The 24,166-nt window shown below is 59.2% G+C and carries 21 protein-coding genes; 8 read left to right on the plus strand and 13 right to left on the minus strand.

Going from position 1 to position 24,166, the window contains the following annotated elements:
• Positions 1-35: 35 nt before the first annotated feature.
• From ACFRFQ_RS27075 to ACFRFQ_RS27105, 7 genes are all read right to left on the minus strand, one after another.
• Positions 36-1,175 carry an NAD(P) transhydrogenase subunit alpha gene (locus ACFRFQ_RS27075; protein WP_378664844.1) on the minus strand — a complete coding sequence of 380 codons (1,140 nt, stop codon included), beginning with the start codon at positions 1,173-1,175 and terminating at the stop codon, positions 36-38.
• 177 nt (positions 1,176-1,352) lie between these two features.
• Positions 1,353-2,183, minus strand: a complete 831-nt coding sequence (locus ACFRFQ_RS27080) for an SDR family NAD(P)-dependent oxidoreductase (protein WP_378664669.1) — start codon at positions 2,181-2,183, stop codon at positions 1,353-1,355.
• A 17-nt stretch (positions 2,184-2,200) separates the two neighbouring features.
• Positions 2,201-3,064, minus strand: a complete 864-nt coding sequence (locus tag ACFRFQ_RS27085) for an alpha/beta fold hydrolase (RefSeq protein ID WP_378664671.1) — start codon at positions 3,062-3,064, stop codon at positions 2,201-2,203.
• A 69-nt stretch (positions 3,065-3,133) separates the two neighbouring features.
• Positions 3,134-5,041 carry a flavin-containing monooxygenase gene (locus ACFRFQ_RS27090; protein WP_378664673.1) on the minus strand — a complete coding sequence of 636 codons (1,908 nt, stop codon included), beginning with the start codon at positions 5,039-5,041 and terminating at the stop codon, positions 3,134-3,136.
• 59 nt (positions 5,042-5,100) lie between these two features.
• Positions 5,101-5,937, minus strand: a complete 837-nt coding sequence (locus tag ACFRFQ_RS27095; RefSeq protein WP_378664675.1) for an alpha/beta fold hydrolase — start codon at positions 5,935-5,937, stop codon at positions 5,101-5,103.
• Positions 5,938-5,983: 46 nt separating this feature from the next.
• Entirely contained in the window at positions 5,984-6,814 is an 831-nt protein-coding gene (locus ACFRFQ_RS27100; protein ID WP_378664677.1) for an ABC transporter ATP-binding protein, read from the minus strand.
• A 43-nt stretch (positions 6,815-6,857) separates the two neighbouring features.
• Positions 6,858-8,024 carry an ABC transporter substrate-binding protein gene (locus ACFRFQ_RS27105; protein ID WP_378664679.1) on the minus strand — a complete coding sequence of 389 codons (1,167 nt, stop codon included), beginning with the start codon at positions 8,022-8,024 and terminating at the stop codon, positions 6,858-6,860.
• Positions 8,025-8,450: 426 nt separating this feature from the next.
• On the opposite strand from ACFRFQ_RS27105, the gene ACFRFQ_RS27110 reads away from it, so the two are divergent.
• The 4 genes from ACFRFQ_RS27110 to ACFRFQ_RS27125 all read left to right on the plus strand — a co-directional run bounded on the left by ACFRFQ_RS27110 (position 8,451) and on the right by ACFRFQ_RS27125 (position 12,036).
• Positions 8,451-9,278: an SDR family NAD(P)-dependent oxidoreductase gene (locus ACFRFQ_RS27110; protein WP_378664681.1), complete on the plus strand. Its 828-nt coding sequence runs from the start codon at positions 8,451-8,453 to the stop codon at positions 9,276-9,278.
• Between the two features lie 112 nt (positions 9,279-9,390).
• On the plus strand, positions 9,391-10,221 hold the full coding sequence (locus ACFRFQ_RS27115) for an ABC transporter permease (protein ID WP_378664682.1): 831 nt from the start codon (positions 9,391-9,393) through the stop codon (positions 10,219-10,221).
• A gap of 18 nt (positions 10,222-10,239) precedes the next feature.
• Positions 10,240-10,938, plus strand: a complete 699-nt coding sequence (locus ACFRFQ_RS27120; protein ID WP_378664684.1) for an SDR family NAD(P)-dependent oxidoreductase — start codon at positions 10,240-10,242, stop codon at positions 10,936-10,938.
• Positions 10,939-11,133: 195 nt separating this feature from the next.
• Positions 11,134-12,036 (plus strand): LysR family transcriptional regulator, encoded by a 903-nt coding sequence (locus ACFRFQ_RS27125; RefSeq protein ID WP_378664686.1) that lies wholly within the window; start codon positions 11,134-11,136, stop codon positions 12,034-12,036.
• A 152-nt stretch (positions 12,037-12,188) separates the two neighbouring features.
• Here ACFRFQ_RS27125 and ACFRFQ_RS27130 read toward each other — a convergent pair whose 3' ends face one another.
• From ACFRFQ_RS27130 to ACFRFQ_RS27140, 3 genes are read right to left on the minus strand one after another with little or no spacing between them, the layout of a single operon-like run.
• Positions 12,189-13,010 (minus strand): ABC transporter permease, encoded by an 822-nt coding sequence (locus tag ACFRFQ_RS27130; RefSeq protein WP_378664688.1) that lies wholly within the window; start codon positions 13,008-13,010, stop codon positions 12,189-12,191.
• Positions 13,007-13,828 (minus strand): ABC transporter ATP-binding protein, encoded by an 822-nt coding sequence (locus ACFRFQ_RS27135; protein WP_378664690.1) that lies wholly within the window; start codon positions 13,826-13,828, stop codon positions 13,007-13,009. Before ACFRFQ_RS27135 ends, ACFRFQ_RS27130 begins: the two co-directional genes overlap by 4 nt.
• Entirely contained in the window at positions 13,825-14,808 is a 984-nt protein-coding gene (locus tag ACFRFQ_RS27140) for an ABC transporter substrate-binding protein (RefSeq protein ID WP_378664692.1), read from the minus strand. The genes ACFRFQ_RS27135 and ACFRFQ_RS27140 overlap by 4 nt, the downstream gene beginning before the upstream one ends.
• A gap of 675 nt (positions 14,809-15,483) precedes the next feature.
• Here ACFRFQ_RS27140 and ACFRFQ_RS27145 point away from each other — a divergent pair.
• Together ACFRFQ_RS27145 and ACFRFQ_RS27150 are read left to right on the plus strand one after the other, a co-directional pair.
• Positions 15,484-16,530 carry an ABC transporter substrate-binding protein gene (locus ACFRFQ_RS27145; RefSeq protein WP_378664693.1) on the plus strand — a complete coding sequence of 349 codons (1,047 nt, stop codon included), beginning with the start codon at positions 15,484-15,486 and terminating at the stop codon, positions 16,528-16,530.
• Between the two features lie 97 nt (positions 16,531-16,627).
• Positions 16,628-17,392 carry an SDR family NAD(P)-dependent oxidoreductase gene (locus tag ACFRFQ_RS27150; RefSeq protein WP_378664694.1) on the plus strand — a complete coding sequence of 255 codons (765 nt, stop codon included), beginning with the start codon at positions 16,628-16,630 and terminating at the stop codon, positions 17,390-17,392.
• Between the two features lie 59 nt (positions 17,393-17,451).
• Here ACFRFQ_RS27150 and ACFRFQ_RS27155 read toward each other — a convergent pair whose 3' ends face one another.
• The 3 genes from ACFRFQ_RS27155 to ACFRFQ_RS27165 all read right to left on the minus strand — a co-directional run bounded on the left by ACFRFQ_RS27155 (position 17,452) and on the right by ACFRFQ_RS27165 (position 19,590).
• Positions 17,452-18,429: a PDR/VanB family oxidoreductase gene (locus ACFRFQ_RS27155; RefSeq protein WP_378664696.1), complete on the minus strand. Its 978-nt coding sequence runs from the start codon at positions 18,427-18,429 to the stop codon at positions 17,452-17,454.
• A 39-nt stretch (positions 18,430-18,468) separates the two neighbouring features.
• Positions 18,469-18,675 carry a ferredoxin gene (locus ACFRFQ_RS27160; RefSeq protein WP_378664698.1) on the minus strand — a complete coding sequence of 69 codons (207 nt, stop codon included), beginning with the start codon at positions 18,673-18,675 and terminating at the stop codon, positions 18,469-18,471.
• 75 nt (positions 18,676-18,750) lie between these two features.
• Positions 18,751-19,590 (minus strand): cytochrome P450, encoded by an 840-nt coding sequence (locus ACFRFQ_RS27165; protein ID WP_378664700.1) that lies wholly within the window; start codon positions 19,588-19,590, stop codon positions 18,751-18,753.
• Positions 19,591-20,343: 753 nt separating this feature from the next.
• On the opposite strand from ACFRFQ_RS27165, the gene ACFRFQ_RS27170 reads away from it, so the two are divergent.
• Both ACFRFQ_RS27170 and ACFRFQ_RS27175 read left to right on the plus strand, forming a co-directional pair.
• A complete protein-coding gene (locus tag ACFRFQ_RS27170) occupies positions 20,344-22,605 on the plus strand; it encodes an acetate--CoA ligase family protein (protein WP_378664702.1) in 2,262 nt (753 codons plus the stop codon).
• Positions 22,602-24,155, plus strand: a complete 1,554-nt coding sequence (locus tag ACFRFQ_RS27175) for an acyl-CoA carboxylase subunit beta (protein WP_378664704.1) — start codon at positions 22,602-22,604, stop codon at positions 24,153-24,155. Before ACFRFQ_RS27170 ends, ACFRFQ_RS27175 begins: the two co-directional genes overlap by 4 nt.
• Positions 24,156-24,166 lie beyond the last annotated feature (11 nt).

A 24,166-nucleotide genomic window follows, 5' to 3' on the forward strand; every position in this document is an offset into this window, starting at 1 on the left:
CAGGATCGCGATATTCGACAACAACGACGTGTACATCAGGCGCCCTTCTCTTCACGGGTGACGCACGCACCGGCCAGAACCTCGTCGGAGAAATCAGGCGCCAAAACAGCAACATTCCCCGTCGCTTCGCTCGCCCCGCCATCCACCAACATCAGCTCGATCAACGCGGAAATGTTCTTCGAATACAACTCCGAGGCATGCTCGGGCATCGACGCCGGCAAATTCAGCGGCGAGCAAATCGTGACGCCATGCTTGACGACGGTCGCACCGGGCTCGGTCAACTCACAGTTGCCGCCCGTCTCACCGGCGAGGTCCACGACAACGCTGCCCGGCTTCATGCCCTCCACAGCGGCCGCGGTCACCAAACGCGGAGCGGGACGACCCGGAACCAGCGCCGTGGTGATCACGACGTCGAAACCCTTGATCGCGTCCTCGAGCGCCTGCTGCTGCTTCGCACGCTCCTCGTCGGTGAGCTCACGGGCGTAGCCGCCCTCACCGGCTGCGTCGATACCGAGATCGAGCCACTGAGCGCCCACCGAGCGCACCTGATCGGCTACCTCCGGTCGCACGTCGTAACCGGTGGCGCGGCCACCGAGACGCTTCGCCGTGGCCAGCGCCTGCAACCCGGCAACACCGACACCGAGAACAAGCACCGTCGCGGGCTTGACCGTACCGGCGGCCGTGGTGAGCATCGGGAAGAATCGCGTCGACTCCGACGCCGCCAACAACACAGCCTTGTAGCCGGACACGTTTGCCTGCGACGACAGCGCGTCCATCACCTGGGCGCGGGAAATACGCGGAATTGCCTCCACCGCATATCCCTCGATCCCGGCAGCTTTGAGCTCCGCGATGCGATTGTCCGCGTTGCGCGGGTTCAGGAACCCGATCAACTTCGCTCCCGTACTGATCTTGCCGATCTCGTCCGACGACGGCGGCGCGACCTTGACGACAACGTCGGCGGTCCACGGATCGCCGATCTTCGCGCCGGCAGCGGTGTACAGCTCGTCCGGGATCAACGCGCCCAAACCGGCACCGGACTCGACCACGACGTCGACGCCCTTACCGATCAGAGCCGCCACGATCTTCGGCACCAACGCGACCCGACGCTCACCGTCACTCGACTCCCGAGGGACGCCGACCAGGCAACTTCGGCTACTGCCGCTCGGAACTTGTATGAAATTCACATCTATACCTCGGTAAGTATCGAATTTGTTGGAATAGAGGGTGTTTCGGATCAGTAGCAGAAGTGGGTGCACCGTCGTCGACACGAAGTCGGCGACGGTGCGCAGCGTTCGACATTCCGATGTATACCGGGCTTATTCAGTTCGACCTGTCTTGTCCCGCTCGACGTTTCAGCTACGTCGAGCAAACCCCAGCGGATCTCGGGAGGTTGCGCCGCCCTCGACTGGGATCAGGCTGCCGGTGATGTAACCAGCCGCAGGTGACATCAGAAATCCGATGGTTCCGGCCACCTCGTATGCCTGACCCAGACGTTCGAGTAGAGCTTGCTTGAAGATTGACTCCGCAGCTGCGCTACCGATTTGGTTGATTGTCTCGACCATGCGAGCTGTCAGGAAGAACCCTGGTGTCACGCCGTTGACTCGCACGCCTGCGGGTCCGTGTGCCTCTGCGAGTTGCTTGACCCAGGTGTTCAGCGCGGCTTTTGCAGGACCGTATCCAGGGGCTGCTGCGCTGGAGTATTGCGACCACACGCTCGAGACGAAGACGATGGAACCTCCACCGCTGCGAGCAATCAGTGGCGAGAGCTGCTGCCCGAGTAGGAATGCGTGCCGGGTATTGACTCGAAAATCGTCTTCCCAGTCTTCCAAGGTGAACTCCGCCAGTGGTTTTGGCGTCGTCTTGCCGATGACGTCGACAAATCCGGTAATCTCGCCGATCTCATGTTCGATGAACTTCACGAGTTCCGCGACGCCGGATTCTGATGTCACGTCAACGCACAGGGATGGGCAGTCCAAGGTGTGGCCGATCGACTCGGCGCTTGCGGGGTCGGAGTCGACGCACACCAATTCGGCGCCCATCGATGTCAACATGTGACTGGTATGTTCGCCGATACCACCACCCGCTCCGAGCACGACAATCCGTTGTCCGTCCAACCGGAACAGTCGGCTGTAGTCGACATCGAGAGCGGCCACAGGCACATTGGATCCAAGAGCTTCGTGCATTGTCAGTTCCCTTCGGATCAGTTCGACGGAGCGGTGGCAACTGGGCGCGAAATATCCGACTTCGTAAGGAAATTGCTTACAATCTCCCATGTCTGAGTTGGGTGGGTGATGTTGGGTGCGTGCTTCAGTTGCATTGTCGCGATCGTTGCGTGGGGAACGAACTCGGCGATCCGGCCGGCCCAACCACTTTCGACGAGTGCGTCGTTCTCACCTTCGATGAGCAGAATCGGAGTTGTCACACCCTCGAGATTCGCCGGGTAGGGATCATCTGGCCGAGCTACCTGGGCGGCCTCCGGCACCGGGATGTGCACGGCGAGCATGCACTGGTAGTGTCCCGGTGCGGTCGCCCAGGTGTGCCTGCGTGCGACCTGCTCTTCGAACCCGTCGAAGTTGTCGCAGATCAGTCCGACGATACGACGAGCGTCATCGGTGGTGCCGTCGAACGCTCCGAGTTCCATCATGGTCGGCGTCTTCCAGGGTCCGCCCGTTCCGTTGATTGTCGTAGCCGACGCGATTCGATCGGCGAAAACCGGATTAGTCAAGGCGCGCAGGGCTATCGACCCGCCGAATGAGTTGCCGACAATGTGTACGGGGCTGGTGATGTCCAAGGTGTCCAGGAGCCGGAATAGATGCGTCGTGCGGAATGCGAAGGGGGAGGTATCCAACGAGATGGTCTTCGAGGTGCCTCCGAACCCGAGCATGTCGGGGGCGATCACATGGTAGTTGGCGGCAGCCAGTGGAATCATGTCACTCCAGGTCACGTCTGCACTTCCGCCCCAAGCGCCGTCGTGTAGGAACACGATTACCGGGTCGCCCGGCGTACCTGCCGAGAGGTAACGCGTAACAGCTCCGTCGACCAGAACCGAATTCTCGGTTGTCATGTCTTACCTTTCATCGATGTATCGTGCGAACCGGCCTCGGTGCTCGAAGCAGTTCTGAGGTCAAGAGATTCAGACCACTGAGTAGTGCTCGGGCCGCATCTCGCGCGTTCCCTCCCAGTACTCCTTGGTTGTGAGCGGCCACATGATCGGTGATCTGCCGCTGGCGTCCTTGTACCAGCTGCTGACGCCGGACCATCCCCAGGCCCGGAGTCGATTCGCTTCGTCGATATCGCGTCGGTAGTCGGCGTAGACCTCAGGTCGGAGATTGATGGCGGAGTGTTTGTTCTCGATCAGGAACTTGATCGAATCGACAAGATACGCGGCCTGACACTCCATGAAGAAGACCAGATTGCCGTGCACGACGAGATTGGTGTTAGGGCCGTACATCATGAAGAAATTCGGGAATCCGGGCACTGTCAAGCCCATGAACGCCCCGGCCTCCCCAGCCCACATGTCTTTGAGATCTTGCCCGCCGATGCCGGAAATCGACACGGAACTCAGGAAGTCCGAAGCTGCGAAGCCTGTACCGAACAGGATGACGTCGGCGTCGATGTGTTCGCCGGCGTCGGTCCAGATTCCGGTGCGGTCGGCGCGAGGTACGCCACTCTTTACCACAGTAACGTTGTCGCGCTTGAGAGTTCGAACCCATGTGCCGTCGTCGCGAATGATGCGCTTGGCTGCGGGAGGGTGATCCGGAATGACGTGATCGAGGAGTTCTTCGTCGTCGTCAACCTGGGAAAGCAGGTATTGGGTCAAGCCCTCGCGTACGAGTTCGCTCGCGTGGGAAACTGCGCGCTCCGTCGGTGGGTACTGCGGATCGACGGTTGCTGCGTCGAGTTGACCGACGACGCGGGGCAGGAAGATCGTGAATCGATAGTAGGCGCGGTACAACGGTAGGTGACGTAGTAGCCACCGCTCGCCCTCTCCGATGTCTTCGCGCAGTTCCGGTGTAGGCGCCAGCCACGGTGGCGTTCGTTGGAGGATCGTGACGTGCTCGGCGATCTTGGCTGCTGCCGGACCGAACTGCAATGCGCTTGCGCCAGAACCGACTACGACGACCCTCTTGCCGGTCAGATCAACGGAGTGGTCCCACTCTGCGGAGTGGAAGGCTGCACCCTCGAAGGTGTCGAGTCCGGGAATGTTCGGAATGCTCGGACGGTTGAGTTGCCCAACGGCACTGACGATTGATTGAAACGCTTCAGAGCGTTTGTGGCCGTGACGATCCGCGGTTGCGACGACCCAGCGGCTGGATTCTTCGTCCCACTTGGCATCTTCGACCGTCATTCCGAAGTTGATGTTCTCGTAGAGACCGTAGTGCTTTGCGAAATCGCGGAGGTAGTTGAGGATTACTTCCTGGCGGCAGAAGTACGAGGGCCAGTCGTACGGAAAGAACGAGTACGCATAAATGTGGCTGTGGACGTCGGTCCTGCAGTCGGGATACGTGTTTTCGTTCCAGGTTCCGCCGACATCGTCACCCTTCTCGAAGATGACAAACGGAATGTTGGCCTGCTTCATTCGGAGGCCTGCGAGCAGCCCTGATATCCCGGCTCCGATGATAGCAACCTTGAAATCCCGTTCGGTATCGAGTGATTCAAGGGTCCAGGTGGGAGCACGGCGATCTTCGAAGTCCGGAACGAGCGCCTGGTCCAACAGTGCGCTCACTTCGTCAGCCAACCCCTCGAGAGCCCATTCTCCGATGGCCTTCAGGACTGCACTGCTGGGGCGCGCAGGTACAGGTGCTCCACTGGCAGCGAATGCTTCGAGGCGTGCCAGGCAGTATCGACGAACCTCATTTGTCGTTTCGGGAGACAGATTCCCGTGCGGCAGAAGTTCGGGGTTGGGACGCCATTCTTTGCGCAATACGCCGGTGTCGTTCGTCAGGTGCGCAATTACCATCAGTAGAGCGGGTGTCTCCGCGCAGCCGATGAATGTGCGCAGTTGGTCAATATCGGGAAGAGTTTCACAACCCTCGGGCATTTGATTCTCCGATTTCTTCAGGTCAGGTCTGTGCCGCCGGTCTCGACGAGCGGCAAGATTTACCTTTGTGCGGCGGGTTGGGGGCTGTTCGGCTTCGCGCGTTCGAGAAAGTCGTTGACCAGAGCGGCAACTTGTCCAGGAAACTCGAATGCAGCTAGGTGACCACCCTCGGTCATTCTCAGTTCGGACCCCTGAACTGCCGCGGCCAGCGCTAGGATTACTGTCGGTGTCGAACTAGTGTCATTTTCGCCACCAACCACCAAAGTTGGTGGTGGAGTATCCCATTCAGGTGATGTTGCGATGTAGTCGAGACGGCGCATCGCGTCCAGGAATGCTCCGTGAACAGCTCCGTCGGTACCCGTCAAACACGCCCGAGCGCGTCTCACGAGTGGTCCGTCTGCAAGTATGGCGCCCTCGTCGAACCAGCGTTGCAGAGTTGGGTCGAGTAATTGCTGCATGCCGCCTTCGCTTCGAGCGAGGGCGGCGCGTTGACCTGTATGGTGGCTTGCCTGCTCGTCGAAGGAGGAAGTGGTGCCCATCAACACCAGGGATTCGACAGTCCCACGATGTCGGGTTGCCAAGGCCTGCGCCACCATACCGCCAAGCGACACGCCGAGTACCGTACTCGTTCGAACTCCGAGCTGGTGCCACAGCGCTGCAACATCTTCCGCGAGCAAATCGAGAGTAATTTCGGAACTCCCGGCACTGGTGTCGCCGTGCCCGCGAAAGTCAGGACACAGGTAGCGCCGATCTCGTCCCAGCTCGTCGGCCAGATTCTCGTACCAAGATCCATCAAGTGCAAGGGGATGCAGACAGGTGACGACCTGCGTCCCCCTCCCGTAGATCCTGTAGTTGAGTAGAGTGCCGTCGACTGAGTGGACTTTGCCGCGAATCATCAGTTGTACTCCTGTCGAAAGGGGCTGTTCGGATTCCCGGAGAGTGTCACTTCGAGCGTTCGTCTTCAGCTGCGTGCACCGCGTCCTTCAAGAGACCCGCGAGCTGGTGATAGTAACCGTGGAATTTGTCCGAGCTGATCCGCATCTCCTGATTTCGTGGGCGCTCCAAGTCGATTCGGATATCGGCGACGACGCGGCCGGGTCGGCTTGCCATGAGCAACACCCGGTCGCTGAGGAGGATCGCCTCTTCCAAATCGTGTGTCACAAAGATGACAGTCGGGCGTTCGGCCTCCCACAGTCGGAGAAACTCTTCCTGTTGGATTGCTCGAGTCTGAGCGTCCAAGGCTGCAAACGGCTCGTCCATCAGCACGACGCGGGGACTCTGGGCAAGTGTTCGCGCGATAGCTACGCGCTGTCGCATTCCCTGTGACAGGTGGGTGATGTCGGAATCGGCGAATTCCTCCAGGCGTACACGGTGCAGCCACTCGTCACTACGTTGGCGTCGTTCGGCACGGCCCATTCCGCGAACTTCGAGTCCGAGTTCGACATTCGCTCGAACGGTGCGCCAGGGTAGGAGCGCGTCTCTTGCGAAAAGGAACGTCACGTCCTCTGGAGAAGAGATGACTTCGTGGCCGTCGAGCTTGACTGACCCCGTTCGTGGTCGGACCAGCCCGCCCGTCATCGATAGGGCCGTAGTCTTACCGCACCCGGACGGACCGACGATGCTGACGAATTCGGAAGGCGCGATGGAGAGATTGAAATTCTCCAGCGCCCGCACGGGTCGATCTCCGTGAATGAAGCTGTGGTGGATGTTCTCGAACTCTACAGATAGCCCTCGTGCCAGTGTGGGAGTGGAATCTGTTGTGAGTGTGGTCATTGAATCGCCTCGTTTCAGTGTCGATGAATGGTGGAGAGCAAGTTCACTGAGCTCGCGCGTAGTCCGGAACCAAGTCCTCGTAGTGAACGGTGCCCGGAGCGATGAGGCCCTGTTTCTCGGCGAGACCAACCATCAATTCGATTGAGTCACGAGGTACCTGGAACATCGGTTTCGCACTCGGGAAAACCGTTTCTCGGAAGAACCTGATGGACTGGTTGGCGGGTTCCTGCATTTTCCCGTCGAAGCTGTTCTTGTTCAGAAGTGCCGCAGCAGCTTCGGGGTTTGCTTCAATCCACGACTGGCCTTCTTCTTGTGCTGCGAGCCATGCTTTCACCACTTCAGGATTGGATCTGGCGAAATCTTCGCGTACGACGACGGCTCCGACTACCTGATTGCGCAGTGTTTCCGGAGTCCCCGGATCGGCGAAGTTCGCCAGCAAGCTTCCCTTTGCCTGATGTGCAACTGCCAGGCTCGCGCCGCGGCTGTAGCCGACATAGCCATCGAGTCGTCCGGCACTCATCTGTGCGATGGCCGGCGAAATCTGACCGACACCTATTCGTGTCACGTCACGTTCTGGGATTCCAGCGGCCTCGAGGGCCATGATCAGCTGCTGATCTGCACCTGCGCCGAGGGCAGTGACGCCGATCCGTTTGCCGCGCAGCGCATTCATCTTATCCTCAAACGACGCACTCTCTGCCGGCCACGAACCCTTCCCGACTACGACAGAGTAGGTATTCACCGGTACACGAAGCCCGACCACGACTGGACGTTGACCCGGTGTGGAATTTGCGAACGCATTGATTGCCAGGGTGATGTCGGTCATGCAGCCGCCCAGAGCGCCGGACGCGAGCAACTGGTTCGCCTGGACTGAACTCGACGGAAAGAGCAGATCGGGAACTGAGAGGTTGTAGCTCGCGAAATTGCCTTGCTCTTTGTTCACTACATCGATGAGGAAGTTATCGCCGGCGGCTGATCCGACGACGAACTTCGTCGGTTCGGCCAGTGCGTTCGAGGCCAAAACTCCACCGGTCTCGGCTACTGTTTGTCCCGAACTCGAAGTGTCGCTGCAACCAGCGAGCACTGTGCCCGCGCCTACGGCGGCCACACCCACGCCGACAAATTTCATGAAGTCGCGGCGACTCGAGTTGACGCCTGCCACGGAAACGTGTGGTCGACGTGCGGATGGCAGCAGGTCGAAGGAGAACTTCATATTTTTCGGGCTCCTGGTTCGGCGTGTGGATCGAAGTATTGCAGCGTCACAGAATCTGATTTTGGGATGAAAGTGTTTTCCGGAGTTGAAGTTTGGGAAGTGGATCCGTTGTTGTCAGCTGTTGTGGCGGCTTGTGTTTCGGGTTCGCCGCAACGACCGATCTGACGTGTGACTTCCGTTACATGAATACTTACGTCGCTCGGACGACACGTCAAGATCTCGAACCGTTGTGGCCGTTATCACCCTGATAGGCAACGTGCCCTTGTGCTCGGGGGTCGCTGAAGCCCAGCCTTTGAAGGCAGCCGAATCGGCACGCCTACCCACCGCGGAAGCGGAGGAGACGCAAATCCGAGCATCGTTCGAGACATCCGGGCGAGGCGAATCGGCGACTGCCCATCAGACGGATCAATGAAGGAACTATCGCCAATGCTGCAGACTCCAGGTTCGCTCGCCCGATCGTTCGGATTCGACTTTTCTTCTCGCGTGGCAATTGTCACCGGCGCTTCGCGGGGCATCGGAGCCCAGATTGCACTTTCCTTCGCAGAAGCAGGGGCGAAAGTTGTTCTGCACGGCCGAGATACGGAAAGCCTCGAAGCGGTCGCAGAGCAGGTTCGCGCGCTTGGCAGTGAGGCGGTGACTGTTGCAGGGAACATCCGATCCGAGGAAACCGCGCAGACGATCATTCGTGCGGCATTGGATTCGTTCGGCCGGGTCGACATTCTGGTGAACAATGCAGGTGGGAACTTCGCCAAGCGACTGGAAGAGCTTTCGATGAACGCGTGGAACGCGACGATCGAAACCAACCTCGGTGGTGCCTTTCAGTGCGCGAAGGCCTGCTGGCCGACCTTTTCCGAGCAAGGCGGCGGGATCATAGTCAATATCGGTTCGGTTTCGAGTAGTTTTGCGCATCCGCAGCGTGGAGCCTACGCCGCAGCCAAGGCGGGAGTGGCCTCGTTGACTCGGACGATGGCGTGGGAATGGGCAGGTCAGAATATTCGGGTGAACTGCGTTGAGCCCGGCGCGATCATGACTGATGCCTCGCGTTTCGGCGTCTCTTCGGATACCGCTGACAGCGTTGCTGCGTATATTCCGCTCGGTCGTCTCGGAACCCCGCGCGACATCGCGAATGCGTGCTTGTTCCTGTGCTCGGATGCTGCCTCATTTATCACCGGTGAGGTGCTCACCGTCGCGGGCGGTCCGCTGGCGTCGTCACCGACGGAAGTTCCGCCGCGGCAGGAGTTCGAGCGCGCCTGACCCTCGGACTCGCACTTCGAGCAGTAGGTGTCCTGTCGCCATATGTTCACGTTTCGACCGATCGCATCCGACCTGGGATGCGAACCAGCACTCTCAACTCAGGGAAGTGAAGATGACTACTGTCCAGGCGTCCAGTGCCGAAGTAATCGATATGGAACGCAGTATTTTCGCCGAGCAACGGAGCGATCGCCGCAAGGCCACGTTAGGGACATGGGCGATCCGCGTGGTAGTGCTCATGGCGTTTCTCGGCGGGTGGTACTTCGTTTCGCACCGCGGCATCGTCGATCCGCTGTTCATTTCGACTCCGGAAGATGTCGGACGAGCATTTATCGATCAACTGACCGACAGTGGCTTCTGGACGGATGTGCGTAGCACGTTCAGCGGTGCTATGACGGGGCTTCTGATCGGCGCGTCGACTGGAGTGCTCAGCGGTGTGATCCTCTCTCGCAGTGAGACGTTGAACCGCGCTGTGGGACCTTTCCTGACACTGCTCAACAGCCTTCCCAGGCCTGCACTCGCTCCGATTTTCATCCTATGGTTCGGGCTCGGAATGGTCCCCAAGGCTCTGGTAGCGGCCAGCATGGTCTACTTCGTGCTGCTCACCATCACGATCAGTGCGCTTCGAGGGATCGATCACGACATCAATCTTCTCTCTCGCTCGATGTCGATGTCGCCGTGGCAACGGTTCGTGAAGATCGAATTCCCCAGTGCGTTACCGGCAATCGTAGGCGGTCTTCGACTTGCAGCGGTCTATTCAGTGCTCGGTGCAGTGCTGTCCGAGATGGTCGGCGCATACACCGGTCTAGGGCAGCGACTAGTCACGATGACAAATAACTTTCAGGTGGCGGAATCGTTTGCCGTGCTGCTCGCGATGGGTTTGATGTCGATGCTGCTCGACTCGGGTATTTCGCTGTTCCAGAAGGTTGCCCAAAAGCGTGCCTGAGACCGGAGGGTGTGAATTATGAACTGTCCCATTGTTATCACAGGTGGTGCAAGTGGAATCGGGCGAGCGCTGTGTGAGGCGGTTGCGGCAGATAATTCCGTAGTCGTGATCGACCTCCAGATCCCGAGTGAGCCGATTGCCGGTGTGGTCTACATTGTCGGGGACGTATCCACCACGGAGGGGATCGACGACATTGTCGAACAATTGCGCGCGCATGCCGTCGAGAGCATCCAGGGTCTGATTCACTGCGCCGCGATAGGTCACTTCGAGTCGTTCGAACAGACGCCGCGGCCGGTATGGGAGCGGGTCCTGCACGTCAACCTTCATGGAACGCTGGCTGTTACGCAGGCGCTTTTGCCATTGATTCGCGATAGTGGGCGAGTCGTCCTGTTTTCCTCCGGAACGGTGTTCAAGGGGCCGGGAGCTGCCGCTGTCTACGCTGCGTCGAAGGCCGGCATCATCGGATTTGCGCGGTGTCTGGCAGAGGAGGTAGGTCGGCGTGCGATTACCGTTAATGTGATCGCTCCTGGGCTTGTTGTGACGCCGTTGTCGGAATCGATCGCCTCCACCGAGGAGGGCAACATCGCGACGAGGGCAATCAAAAGAGCTTCCACGCCCTCGGATTTCGTGGAGCCCGTGCGCTTTCTACTTTCGCCCGGCGCGTCATTCGTGACAGGACAGACCTTGGTAGTGGACGGCGGTTCGATTCGGCATTGATCGGGTCGCGGCGCTCTGCAAGTCAGTGCTGATCCGGCATCGTTGATGTGACCGCGAGACCCGGGTTTCGGTGCAGTTTCGACAGGCCTTACTCTGGCGCTGAGCCTCATCAGTGTGTGTCACAGCACACTTCGATGCGTGAAATGTATGCAAAAGGGTGAGGCGCCCTGCCCTGACGACACGAGGTTCTTCACCATGAGATTCGAGCAGTTGAGGTATCTAGAGGCTGCGGTGCGGACGGGATCGTTCCGACAAGCTGCGAAGGAAGTCGGTGTTACGCAGCCGACAATCACAACCCAGGTCCAGCGGTTGGAAGAAGATCTCGGCGTCGTTCTCGTGCTCCGCGGTGCCAACGGAGTGCGCGCGACGTATGCCGCCGAACGTATTCTCCCGCATGCACTTGCGGTTATGCGGGCTGAGAATGCGCTACGGCAGGAAGCGAACGCAATCGACAATTTGAAGATCGGGAGCATTCGTTTGGGCGCAGTATCCACTGCCACCTTGACCGTGCTTCCCGACGTCGTGAAATTGCTTCACCGTGAACACCCGAACATCCGTTTCGAGGTGACAGAAGGCGGCTCCGAGATGGTCCGCAGAGGTGTCTCGACAGGACACTTCGACATGGGGCTACTCACAACGCTCAAGAGCGATGATCGTGACGCCGACAGTCTGCAGTACATCGACCTGCTCACCGGAAGGCTCGTTCTCGTTATCCCGGAGGAACATCCGTTGGCTGCCAAGGAGTCGGTACAGGCTTCCGACCTTGCCGGTCAGCCGTTGATCTTCTTCTCCAAGGGGAGCATCTTGCGCGACGCGCTCGAACGGCTTGTAGAAGGTATCGAGATTCGCCCCGTCTATTTCACGGACAGCGCTGAGACCTCGATCCGTATGGTCAAGGCCGGAGTTGGAATTGCGATAGCGAATTCATTGGCGCCGTCAACGGTCAGCGGAGACGGAGTGGTGCTGTCACCCGTCTCGGAAGACTGGGCCGCGACGCGCCTTGCCGCAGTTGTGCGTAAGGGGGAGAAGCGCAGTCCCGTGGTTCAAACGCTGCTCAAGCTCATTCGGCAACAGGTCGACGCTGCTGTCGGCTCTTGACAGTTGATGCGGGATTCGTGAATTAAACTGCTGTGGAACATGTTCGAAGACGTTTCGGAGTTCTGCTCGTTACTTGCCCCATAGGCGCGCAAGGGAGCGTAGCGACGAAGGTCGCTCCGCTCCCGAACCGCTGCACTTCCATTCGGCAAGTATCAGTTGACTTTTGCCATACCCCAACGTTCGATCGTGAGGCGTTCGATGCGTGAGAACCCGAATTCGATCAGCAGGCCCAATGCAGAGATCACGACCAGGCCGGCGAAAACCACGTCGGTCTCGAGGTAGTAGCGAGCCTGATTGATGAAGTATCCCAAACCTCCGGTGCCGCCTGCCGCCCCGAAGACGAGTTCGGCGCCGACTACCGTGCGCCACCCGAAGGCCCAGGCGATGCGTACTCCTGTCAACAGGTGCGGGAGTGATGCTGGAACGAGGACCATCACGACCATTCGGATGCCCTTGATCCCCATCGTTCTGGCGGACCTCTGCAGCGTGGTGCTCACCATCCGAAACCCCATGCTTGCGTTCAGCGCGATAGGCCAAATGGTCGAGTTCAGAATGACCACCACAATCGCAGTGGGAGTCAGCCCGAACCAGATCATCGTGAGGGGGAGGATTGCGATCGAGGGCAGCGGATTCATGACAGATACGACAAGGGAGAGCAGGTCGTCCACCCAGCGCGACAACACGGCAAGGGTAGCCAGCGTCAATCCGACGACAAGGCCCAGGCCCGTTCCGATTCCGAGGATTCGCAACGTCGAACCTGTCGCATCCACAATCGCGCCGTTCTGAAACGACGCCACGATCGCTCGCGCTACCTCGACGGGCGAGGGAAAGAGAAGCGGTGACGGTTGGATGACGAGGATCGCCGCCTGCCAGGTCGCGATCAGACCGGCGGCCAGGATCACACGGCGCATTGCTGAATTGAGGTGGAGTGACCGAGTGCGACGAAGGGGCGGTGTGAGTGCTGTGGCGGTCATTGCTGCGCTCCCTGCGTGATGCCCCGACCGTTCGGCGTGGAGCCCTCCTCGAGGAGGAGTCTCAACTCCTCCACCGTCGATCCGAAAGCGGGATGGCCGAAGCCGTCGATGGCTGAAGTGTCGACGATCTTCTGGATGCGACCCGGGCCGCTGGACATGACCATGACCCGGTCTGCAAGGTAGACGGCTTCGGGGATGGAATGCGTGACCATGATGACGGTCATCGACTCGCTGTCACAGATCCTGACGAGTTCGCGTTGTAGATTCGTTCGTGTGATTTCGTCGACTGCGCCGAATGGCTCGTCGAGCAACAACAGTGCCGGTTCCACGGACAGTGCCCGGGCGATGGCGGCGCGTTGTTTCATTCCGCCTGAAAGCTGATGCGGATAGCGATCAGCGGCCTGTCCGATGCCGACCAATTCCAGGTAACGAAGGCTCCGTTGCCGAGCTTCGTTCCCGCGAAGACCGAGTGTCAGTTTCGCCGCGTAGTTGAGGTTCCCGACCACTGTCCGCCACGGGAAGAGTTGGTCGAAGTCCTGAAACACCACGGCCCGGTCGGGGCCAGGACCGACGATCGGCTTGCCTCGAACCTGAAGTTTGCCCGAGGCAGGTTTGATGAAACCTGCGATCGCCATGAGAAGTGAGGTCTTTCCGCAACCGGATGGGCCGAGCAGAACGAATCGTTCACCCTGCCGGACCTCGAACGTGACGTCGTCGACCGCAAGGTGGGAGTTGTGATCTCGCGGTTGGTAGCGAATGCTGACTGCGTCGGTGGTAATGACAGGTGTCGCCGCGTCGCTCCGGCGTGCCGACGTCACTGGCCGGCCCCGCTGACGGACGGGAACATCATCTGTTCGGTCGACGGGACCGATTTGGTCAGCCCCACTGTCTTCATGAACTCGGCGTGAGCGACGAATCCACGGGGAGTGACATCCCAATGGTTTTGGGGCAGTTGGAGCCACTCGGCGTAGGAAGCGGCAGACTGGCGGCCGGCGTCCGCGCTGGACAATACCTCGGCTGCTGCCTCAGGATCTTCTCGGAGGATGCGCAGGGAGTCGGACAATGCCGTGAAGAGTGTCTCCGCGAAGACCGGATTGTCGTCGTGAAACTTGTCCGACATGACAATCGCGGAATACGTAATTGACCCGAAGGCATCTGCAGCCGTGGCGATTTCGTGCGCTTCTGGATCTGCGAGGAGCTGGTACTGGAACGGTGGTGTGATGAACGCAGCACCCGTCGTTCCCGTCAGTAGTGCTTGGTAGGCGTCGGGGTGCGGCATCGGTGAGAGTTGGTCGTCGAATGCCTTGACATCTCCGAGTTTCGACTGGGCGAGGGATTTGAGCGCCATGGCCTGACCCGAGTCCGGTGAGGGGACCGAAATCGGTCGTCCGGACGCGTTGAGGTCTGCGAGGGTGCGGATGTTCGGATCTCGGGAGACCAGGCTGATGCCGATCTGACCCATGGAGCCGAGGACCTTCCACGGAACTCCCTTGTCGACGCCGACCAGGAAGGGCGCAATTCCGGTGACACCGACTTGCACCTTGCCCGACAGGATTCCGTCGCGGGTTGCGGCTCCTCCGCTGACTCCTTCGTCCCACACGATCTCGGTTTTGGGAAACGCAGTTTCCAAGACACGATTCTGCCGGATGACAGTGAGTGGCGCGTAGGGGAGGCCGGTCCCGATGGTGATGTGAACTTCGGCCGGTGAGCCGTCCTCATTCTGGCCGGATGCGCTGCTGCAAGCAGTAGCCGCGGTCAGTAGGAGGACGAGGCACGCCAGTACCTTGTGGCGAATCATCGAGGAGCCTTCCTTCGAGCATCATGGCTGTGGGCATGATGCAAATGATGATGACGAGTGCCGTGCCTTGTGTCGGGCGTTCGTGGGCACGAGGGAACGCGGAGCATCCCAATGAGGTTGGTGGCTACCAATTCGGGGACGTCCGTGGTGGGTGATGGTTGTGGACGTCGCAGGGCCGTCGCAGGGCGGGTAGCGGGCCTACGTGAGACGAGTGCCGATGAACGCAGGGGCCGCAGGTATGTCATGTACGTGAAAGATCGTCCGGGTCCGGCGTCGGCGCACAGCGCAATCTCCCATGAGATGAGGATCACATCAAGTGGATGCGTGTTCAACTGAAAGAGGCTATCGGGGTGATAGGTCTCAGGCGCGTGAATTGATCTTGACACCTTCCGGGCCTGCTGGTCGACTTATGGCGCAGTCGAGGTTGAACTGTCGGAAGATCCTGAGATGTTATGTGCCAGGACTGAATTCGATCTGAATGTGATTCTGTCAAGTCTGGATTCGACTGACTACTGTCAGGTGGAATGATCAATTCTGCCTGCCCTGATGTAATGAGCTTAGGGAGAGACGATGAGCAAGGAATTTGACCGCGTCGAGGCTGCTGAACGAAGTCGGACCGCAGTGACCGGTCGGGTGACCAGTCGGCGAAATCTTTTCAAGTTCGCCGGAGCTGGAGTGCTGGCCGTAGGTGCCGGATCCTTGCTCGCCGCCTGTGGTGGCGGCAGCGAGGCAGCAGGTACGCAGGGTACGAAGGCGGCAGGCGCGCTGGCATCGCCGACACCGTTCGTCGTCGGATCGTCGTCCGGTGACAGTTTCCTGATCGACTCAGTCAATGTCGCTCAGAATCAGTTCGCCCCTTTAAATCTCGAAGTTCCGAAGCTCATCTACCCTCAAAGCGGTGTGCAAGGGCTGCAGATGGTGAGTGCCGGCGCTATCGACGGCGCGGCGATGGACACCATTGGTGCAATGCTCAGCTTTGCGAAGAGTCAAAAGGGAAGTCGCCCGGTGATTGTCGGTATGCGTATGCCCGTCAACACTTACAACATGATTGTGGGGCCAGGCAACTGGCCCGGTGAGAATGCCGGATTCGCCGAAAAGATGGCGGCATTGAAAGGGAAGAGGATCGGTGTCACAGCGATCGGTGCAGGGACTGACAACATTTTGAACCTAGCTCTCAAAGCGGCAGGGATGGAACGCGACGATATTGCCGTCGTCGGGGTCGGCCAGATACCGGCTGCAATTGCCCAGATCAAGAATGACCGACTCGACGCCTATGTGGGATTCACCTTCGGTTCGGGTCTGTCGGTGGCGACGCAGGTCGGCGGCCAGATGCTGATCGATTTCAGCGCCACTGGTACTCCTGAACTTTTGAGCGATCTGCAGGTGTGTCCCTTGGTTATGCGGGAGGACAAAGTCGAATCGAATCAAGATACGGCCAATGCCTGGCTTGCTGCGCAGTGGGAAGCCAAAACATGGATCACCGATAATCGTTCTGCCGCAGCAAAACTCCTCAACGAGGGGACCTTCAACAACAGTGCTCCTGAGGAAGCCGCCAAGACAATCGATTACATGGTCGATCGCGTTTTTCCGCTGGTCAGCCCCAACTGGAAGGTCACTCGTAGCGGGATCGAGCATGCTGCAGATGTCATGGATCAACTGGGGATGCTCCCGAAGGGTTCAGTGTCCTACGAAGATATCGTGCCGCCGTTCGCCCGTGTCTGAGTTGTAGTCCTGCGGAGTGCTGCCCGCATCTACTGTGGGTCACACTCCGCCTTCGGAACTTCCGGCCAGGCAAATGCGCGCGACGAAAGGATGCTGTGTGGCTAGTCAGATATTAAGTAACAGTGACGAATTCGATCTCTCGAAGAGGGTTGCCGTCATTACCGGTGCCGGGCGAGGTATCGGCCGTGCCTGTGCCCTCCAGCTTGCAAGCGTGGGTGCAGATATCGTCTTGACCTCCCGGACCACCACAGAACTGGAAGCTGTAGGTGCCGAGGTGGAGGCTCTCGGTTCGAAGGCGCTCATCGTACCGTGCGATGTCTCGGAGTACGGTGCGTGCGATGAAGTTGCCCGAAAAGCAGTTGACGTCTTCGGTCGTATCGATGTGCTCGTCAACAGTGCAGGCACCGGTGCCCCCTGCACGGTGGTGGACGCCGAACCAGCTGAATGGACTCGCGTGGTGACACTCAATCTAGTTGGTGCATTCAATATTTCGCATGCCGTCCTGCCGCACATGATCGAGGCGGGAGGTGGTCGGATCATCATGATCGGTTCGGGTCACGGACATTCGGTCACGGGTGGATTCTCGGCCTACGGTGCGTCAAAGGCAGGCGTTAGTCATCTGATGAAGACGCTCTCCGAAGAAGTGTGGGCACATGGCATTGATGTCAATGAAGTGATTCCGGGGCCCGTCGCAACTAAGCTCACGGAAGGCCTTGTTGCGGTGGGTGAAGCACCTGCAGGCTTGCCGAGCGAGCGTGTGAAGCTACCTCACGAAGTTGCAGAGTTGGTCGGGTGGCTGGCTCAGCAACGCATTGGAGGCCCCACCGGCCAAATTTTCAGCCTGGCGCGTCGAGCGTTGTAGCTATCCGCGACAAAGCCCCTGTCCCTCATTTGTCGAGGGACAGGGGCTTTGTTCTTCCACTAGAGATCGATTGCGAGCCGGGAGCTAGAGGCTCGGGAAACGCATATCATCATCGTCTTGTTGGACTCTCGTTCACGCTCACTGAGAACGGAGTCCCGATGATCCGGGATGCCATCCAGGACAGCTACTTCGCATGATGCGCACGTACCCTCCATGCACGACGAGAGGACCGGAACTCCCGCCTGCTCGACAGCATCGAGAATGCTCTGCCCGGGGATTACGACTATCGTCTTCCCGCTTTGCATCAGTTCGACTTCGAACGTTGTCTCGACCGGGCTCTCGTCGAAGGTTCTCGGGGAGAATCGCTCTACGCAAAGAGATTCCGAAGGCCAGGACGACTGGCACCGATCTTCGACAGCGGAGAGTAGCGGTTCGGGTCCGCAGCAATAGATCAATGTCTCGGAATTGGGTTCTTTCAGCGCAGAATCCAGATCGATGAATCCGACCTCATTCTGCGGATAGAGGCGTACGTCGGCGTGGGCCAGTGTGCCGGCGGTCATGGAGAGTTGCTCGGCGAACGCCATTGACTGTCGTGAACGGCCTCCGTAGTGGAGCGACCACCGGGCGCCCGACTTGATTGCGGCAGAAATCATCGGCAACATTGGCGTGATACCGATTCCGCCTGCGATGAATATATAGTTGCGCGACAGGCGAAGTGGGAAAAGGTTGCGCGGTCCCCGTATGAGGACATTCGAATTCTCCTGCAGTACATCATGAATCCGCTGCGAACCACCCCGGCCATCAACCTCTCGAAGCACTGCGATTGTCCAACGGCTACGGTCGTCGGGATCACCGCACAGCGAATACTGACGAACCATGGATTCAGACAGAATCAACTCGATATGCGATCCAGGATCCCACGCCGGAAGGTCCGATCCGTCCAGGTTTCGAAGCTCGAGTTGGATGATCTCATCGGTGACAGCTGTCCGCCGGGTCACTACGACGGTCAGTTCCGTCTCGTTGAACGAGTAACGCATTATGAAGCCTGCTTTCCACAACCGATCGGTCTACGTGCATCAATCCTCGTGTACCACAATGGCTCCAGACGGACAGATGCGTTCCGATTCGATCACTCCATCGTGTTCCTCGGGGAGGATATTCTCCCGATGAACGAAAACGAGACCGTCTTCTTCGCCCTGATCGAAGACGCCTGGCTCGCGCCCGACGCAAAGTCCCGCAGCGATACACTTCGTGTTATCCACCGACACCCGAATCAAAACCACTCCTTGAGATCGAAAGTTCTCAGGCTCACCGGGGGAGTGAAGCCCGCATCGTTGGTTGTCTGTCTGGTTGGTTCGTTACCAGGTAACCGGGAATTCGTGCACCCCGTAGAACGCTGAGTCGTCTTTGAATCGGAGCTCTTCGATCGGCTGTGCTGAACGAAGCCTTGGAATGACATCGAATACTGCCTCGAGCACAACTTCCAACTCCATGCGTGCAAGAGCCTGCCCGAGACACTGATGAACTCCGTATCCGAAAGCCATGTGCTGTCGGGCTTCCGGCCGGCCGACATCGAGCACTTCGGGATTTGCGAAGACGGACTCGTCCTGGTTGGCTGCGGACACTGCCGCGATGAAGCCGTCGCCCGCCGGAATCGTTTGCCCGCCGACCTCAATGTCTTCGAGCGCCAGACGCATCGCGTTGCTGTGCGTGACCGATGTGATGCGGAGCAGTTCTTCGATAGCGTTGGTGACTGAAACCTCGCCGGAGGTGATTCGCGCCAATTGGTCTGGATTCTCCAGGAGTGCCATCGTGCCCAGTGTGATCACGTTGGCGGTGGTCTCATGGCCGCCGAGAAGGAGGAGATTCGCGTCCATCAATGCATCTTCGCGGGTCAATTCACCGTTGGTGACATGCTCCGCCAAAAACGTCATCACGTCGTCGCGTGGGTCACGCGTACGCGCGTCGAGCAGTTCACCAAGGTACTCGAGCAGTTGGTCGGTAGCCTCCGTACTTTCGCCAGGGGTTGCTGTGCGTGAGATGCGCACTGCGCTCTTCTCCTGAAAGAAATCGTGGTCCTGATATGGGATACCGAGTAGCTCGCAGGCCACGGTCGATGGAACAACCAGCGAGAACTCACTGAAGAAATCGACTGGCGGAGTCTTGGCGACCAGATCTTCGAGGAGTGCTCGTACCAACTTCGTCACTGTAGGCCGAAGTGCCTCGACACGATGAACTGTGAAGAAGGGGATCAGCAGTCGCCGCCGCCGACTGTGCTCAGGACCGTCCATCCGCTGGAGTGATTCGTCTTGTATCTTGCCAGCTTGATCGGACTCGGAAAGGAAGGGGAAGTTGGGCCGCCTCGGTTGCGAACTGATCGATGACGACCGCAGGATCGAGCGGATGTCGTCATATCGTGTCAGTAGCCAGGCAGATCTTCCATCCCAAAGTCGAACTGGTGCAACAGGTTGCGTGTCTCGTAGCTCTTTGTACTCGGCAGGTGCGGAGAACGGGCAACTCCGCCGCATCGGGAATTCAGGAGCAGGAACGGGTGACGCCATAGTTTGCCTCCACGTATCAAGGTTTTGTGACGATCAGGTCTTGTGACGACGGTCTCACCGATACTGCTGCCGGTACGGGGTAGCGTCAAGGAATTATGACTGTCGAGCGCTTATCGCCGCGATAGGCGATTCATACTTGCGTGATTGCAGTGAAGGCTCTGGGAAAATGCACCCGAGTTGGTGGACGGTGTTGAATTATATTGTGCTGAAACGGCGCTCGAAGACATTCTCAATGTACCGATAGCGGTTGGATATCACTGGGTTAGCCGCTTTGGCCTTCCCCAAAGTGTGATCTTGGTCAAGGCTGCAATTCAAGCGAGTGCAGTTCCAGTTCAGATGCTCGTGGTCCACGTTTTTCGAGCAGGGGAGCCTTCGTTGTCTGTCGATTCAATGCCATCCACTTCGATTGCCGCTCAGGTTCAGGCGGCAATCGACGAGACGCGCGCGGTGGGAGGAATAGTAATTCCCGAGACTGCGGCGAAGGATCTCTTGGGCAGATTCGGGATTGGAGTTCCGCGCGGTCTCACTGTCGAAGAAATGGGATCCGTGCCGCCTGATCTGAGATCGCCGCTGGTCCTCAAGGCCGTCTCGCCTACTCTCGTGCACAAGTCGGATTCCGGCGGCGTCCAATTGGGCCTCGGCCATAGTGAACTCGCACAGGCTGCGGATGTCATGCGACGCCGACTAGCGGAATCCGGTCACTTTGCCACCGGGTTCCTGATCGAGGAAATGGCACCGAAGGGAACAGAAGTTGTTCTGGGGGCCGTGCGCACAGAGGACGTGGGTTGGGCCGTCATGCTCGGTCTCGGTGGCATCTTCGTCGAGATTCTCGAAGATGTAGCCTTCGGGCTTGCGCCGTTGAACCGCAGACAAATTCACGGAATGCTCGACGAGTTGCGCGGAAAGGCGTTGCTCGACGGAGTTCGAGGTGCCGCTCCCGTGGACGTCGAGAGCTTGGTGGATGTGGTGTACGCGCTGGCTGAACCAGGCGGACTGCTCGACTCGATGCCCGACGACGTGGTGGAGATTGACCTTAATCCGGTGATTGTGTCCACGCAGGGCGCTGTTGCTGTCGATGCGCGATTCGTTCTGCGTGACGCCGGCTCGTCCCGTGTGCCGGAAGAGGTTGCAGACCTCGATTCGGTTGCCGGAATTGATCTGTACTGCAAAGGGTTCGACAGTCTTTTGAATCCCCGAACTATTGCGGTCCTGGGCGCAAGTGGCAGTGGAAGGGCTGCTGGCAACATCTTCATTCGCAATATTCTGGATTTCGGATTTCCTGGTGAGATCATCGCGGTGCATCCGACCGCTGAGAGCGTCGAGGGTCTGCCAACTGTCGCGTCGCTGGGAGACGTCGAGCACGTCGTCGACTACGCGTACGTCGCGCTGCCTTCCGATGCCGTAGCGCCCGCGCTGGCGCAGGGTCGTGGCCGCGTAAAGTTCGCTCAAGTCGTCTCCAGTGGATTCGGCGAGACTGCCGAAGGTGTAGATCGGGAACGCGAACTCGTCGCTACTGCCCGCGAGGCCGGTATTCGTTTGATCGGACCCAATTGTCTTGGTACTCACTCTACTTCGGGTCGCCTCGCATTCATTCCGGAAGCGCCGGCTGTTCCAGGCGGCATTTCGGTTGTGTCGCAGAGCGGTGGACTGAGCGTCGACATCTTGCGTCTGGGTGAAGCGAGCGGCTTGGCCTTCCGTGGGGTCGTCAGCATCGGAAATGGTGCCGATGTCTCCGCTGGGGAACTCACCGAGTTCTTCCTGAGCGATCCCGATACCAAGGTGGTCGGTCTGTACCTTGAATCCCTTTCCTCTGGAGTGGAAGTACTCGAGGTCCTGAGTCGATGCGCGTCGGACAAGCCCGTCGTGCTCTTGGCCGGCGGTCGTACCGCTGACGGCGCGCGTGCGGCAACCAGCCACACCGGTGCGCTCAGTGGAAACCATCGGCTGTGGCCCGCTCTGGCTAGGCAGGCAGGCGTCGTTCTGGTCGACACCATCGATGAATTCGTCAATGCGCTACACGTTTTCGACCTCCTGGATCCATCGGTCAAGGTGACGACAGGAGACGTGGTCCTCTTCGGCAACGGCGGCGGCGCGAGTGTCTTGGCGGCCGATACGCTCGAACGTGTCGGCTTGACGACTCCCAAACTGCCGCAGGCTGCGATTGACGAGTTGAACAGTCTCGGACTACCTCCCGGCAACGGCCTCGAGAACCCGATCGATGCACCCGCCCCGACCCTGGCCGTCGACGGAGGCGCGGTAGCCGAGAAGATCATCGGCTCGGTCCTGGCTCACAGTTCCCCCTCGGCGGTTATCTCCCACTTCAACGTGGGCATCATTGTCAGAAACTTCGGAGCTACGCACGGCGATGTTCCGGCCGCGATCATCGATGCGATCGTGCGCGCACGGGACGCTGCCACCCACAAATGCCACCACATCCTGGTCCTGAAAACCGACGGTAAAGCCGATACGGATGCACAGATTGCAGGATACGAACAGCGTGCGAGAGCCGCTGGAATCCCGACATTCCGCGATCTGGAAGATGCTGCGCGCGCGATGCGAGTGCTTCGGCTGCATCAACAGATCGAAGATGCCAGAGATGAAAACGACAGCGCGCGGACATATCTCACTTCAGCCGGAAAGGGCAACGCATGACCATCGACAATCTGCGGGACGAGGAGATCGGGCTCGAGGCTCGACACATCGAGCGGCGTAACGCGGCTCTGGCAATGGGTGGGCCGAAGAAGCTGAAGCAACGGGTCGACGCCGGCGTCCTGAATGCGCGTGAACGAGTTGCGCTCCTCTTCGACGAGGGCACCTATCGCGAATCCGGTATGTTCGCGACGTCAGCAGTGCCGGCCGACCACAACCGCACGCCGGCGGATGGAAAGATCACCGGCACCGGTGACGTTTTCGGTCGCGGCACCGCGGTTATCGCGTACGACTTCACGGTCAAGGGTGCGTCCAGTAGCTCGGTGAGCAACAAGAAGATGCAGCACATGAAAGACCTTTCGCAGCGCAGCGGCGTTCCCATGGTGTACCTGGCAGAGTCGACCGGGGTCCGGATGCCGGACGTGATGGGCGGCATGGGCATGGGCAGCGGGAATGACCGCACCCGATTCCTTCGCAGGCGTGAAACTCCCTGGGCATCAGCAGTGTTCGGATACGCGTTCGGTTCGGCCACGTGGCATTCGGTGTCCTCGGACTTTGTGGTGTTCCGCAAGGGGGCGGTGATGGCGGTGTCGAGTCCCGGCCTCGTCAGCAGGGCGACAGGCCAGGAAGTCGATGCCCAAGAACTCGGCGGCTGGAAGATGCACGCCCAGGTCACCGGAATCGCGGACGCTGTGGCCGATACCGACGAAGAAGCCATCGAACTGGTTCGAAAGTTCCTGTCCTACCTTCCGGCTCACAATAAGGAGGCTCCGCCGATCGTTCCGGTTCCCGAAGGTTCGGGATCGCGAGCACAGGAGCTACGGAACCTCGTTCCGGAATCTCGATCGAAAGTCTACGACATGCGGAAGGTGATTGCGTGCGTCGCGGACGATGACAGTCTTTTCGAGTTGAAGGCGCAGTACGGCAAGAGTCTGATCACCGGACTGGCCCGTTTCGGTGGTCGCACGGTCGGAATTATCGCCAACAATCCCATGTTCAAGGGTGGCGCTATCGACGCCGATGCCTGCGACAAGGCCACAAGCTTTCTCGTGCTGTGCGATTCGTACAACATCCCCATCGTCTTCATGGTCGATCAGCCCGGATTCCTCATCGGGCTGGAGGCCGAGCGGAACAAGATCGCCGGCAAGGTCATCAACTGGATGAATGCACTATCACTCGTCACCGTTCCGAAGGTCACCGTGATGCTTCGTAAGAACTACGGTCAGGCATTTGTGAATATGGGTGGATCCGAAACGGCGGATGCCGTCGCAGCCTGGTGGTCCGCAGAGGTCAGCTTCATGGATCCGAGTTCGGCGGTCGGCGTCGTGTACGGCGTGGACCCCGCGGTGAACCCCGAAGAATACCAGGCCCGATACGAAGAAATGGCCCGTGAAACGACTGCGTACGACATCGCCCGCGTGTACGGCGTCCACGAAGTGATCGATCCCGTCGACACACGAGATTTTGTTCTCCACGCACTCAGCGCTAATTACCGACACCGCACGAACGGCGTCGGCGAGCACTTGCTGAGCAACTGGCCGACCAGCTACTGAAAAGACGATGA

The sequence above is a fragment of the Rhodococcus sp. NPDC056743 genome (genome assembly GCF_042790355.1).
Lineage (GTDB): Bacteria > Actinomycetota > Actinomycetes > Mycobacteriales > Mycobacteriaceae > Rhodococcus_F.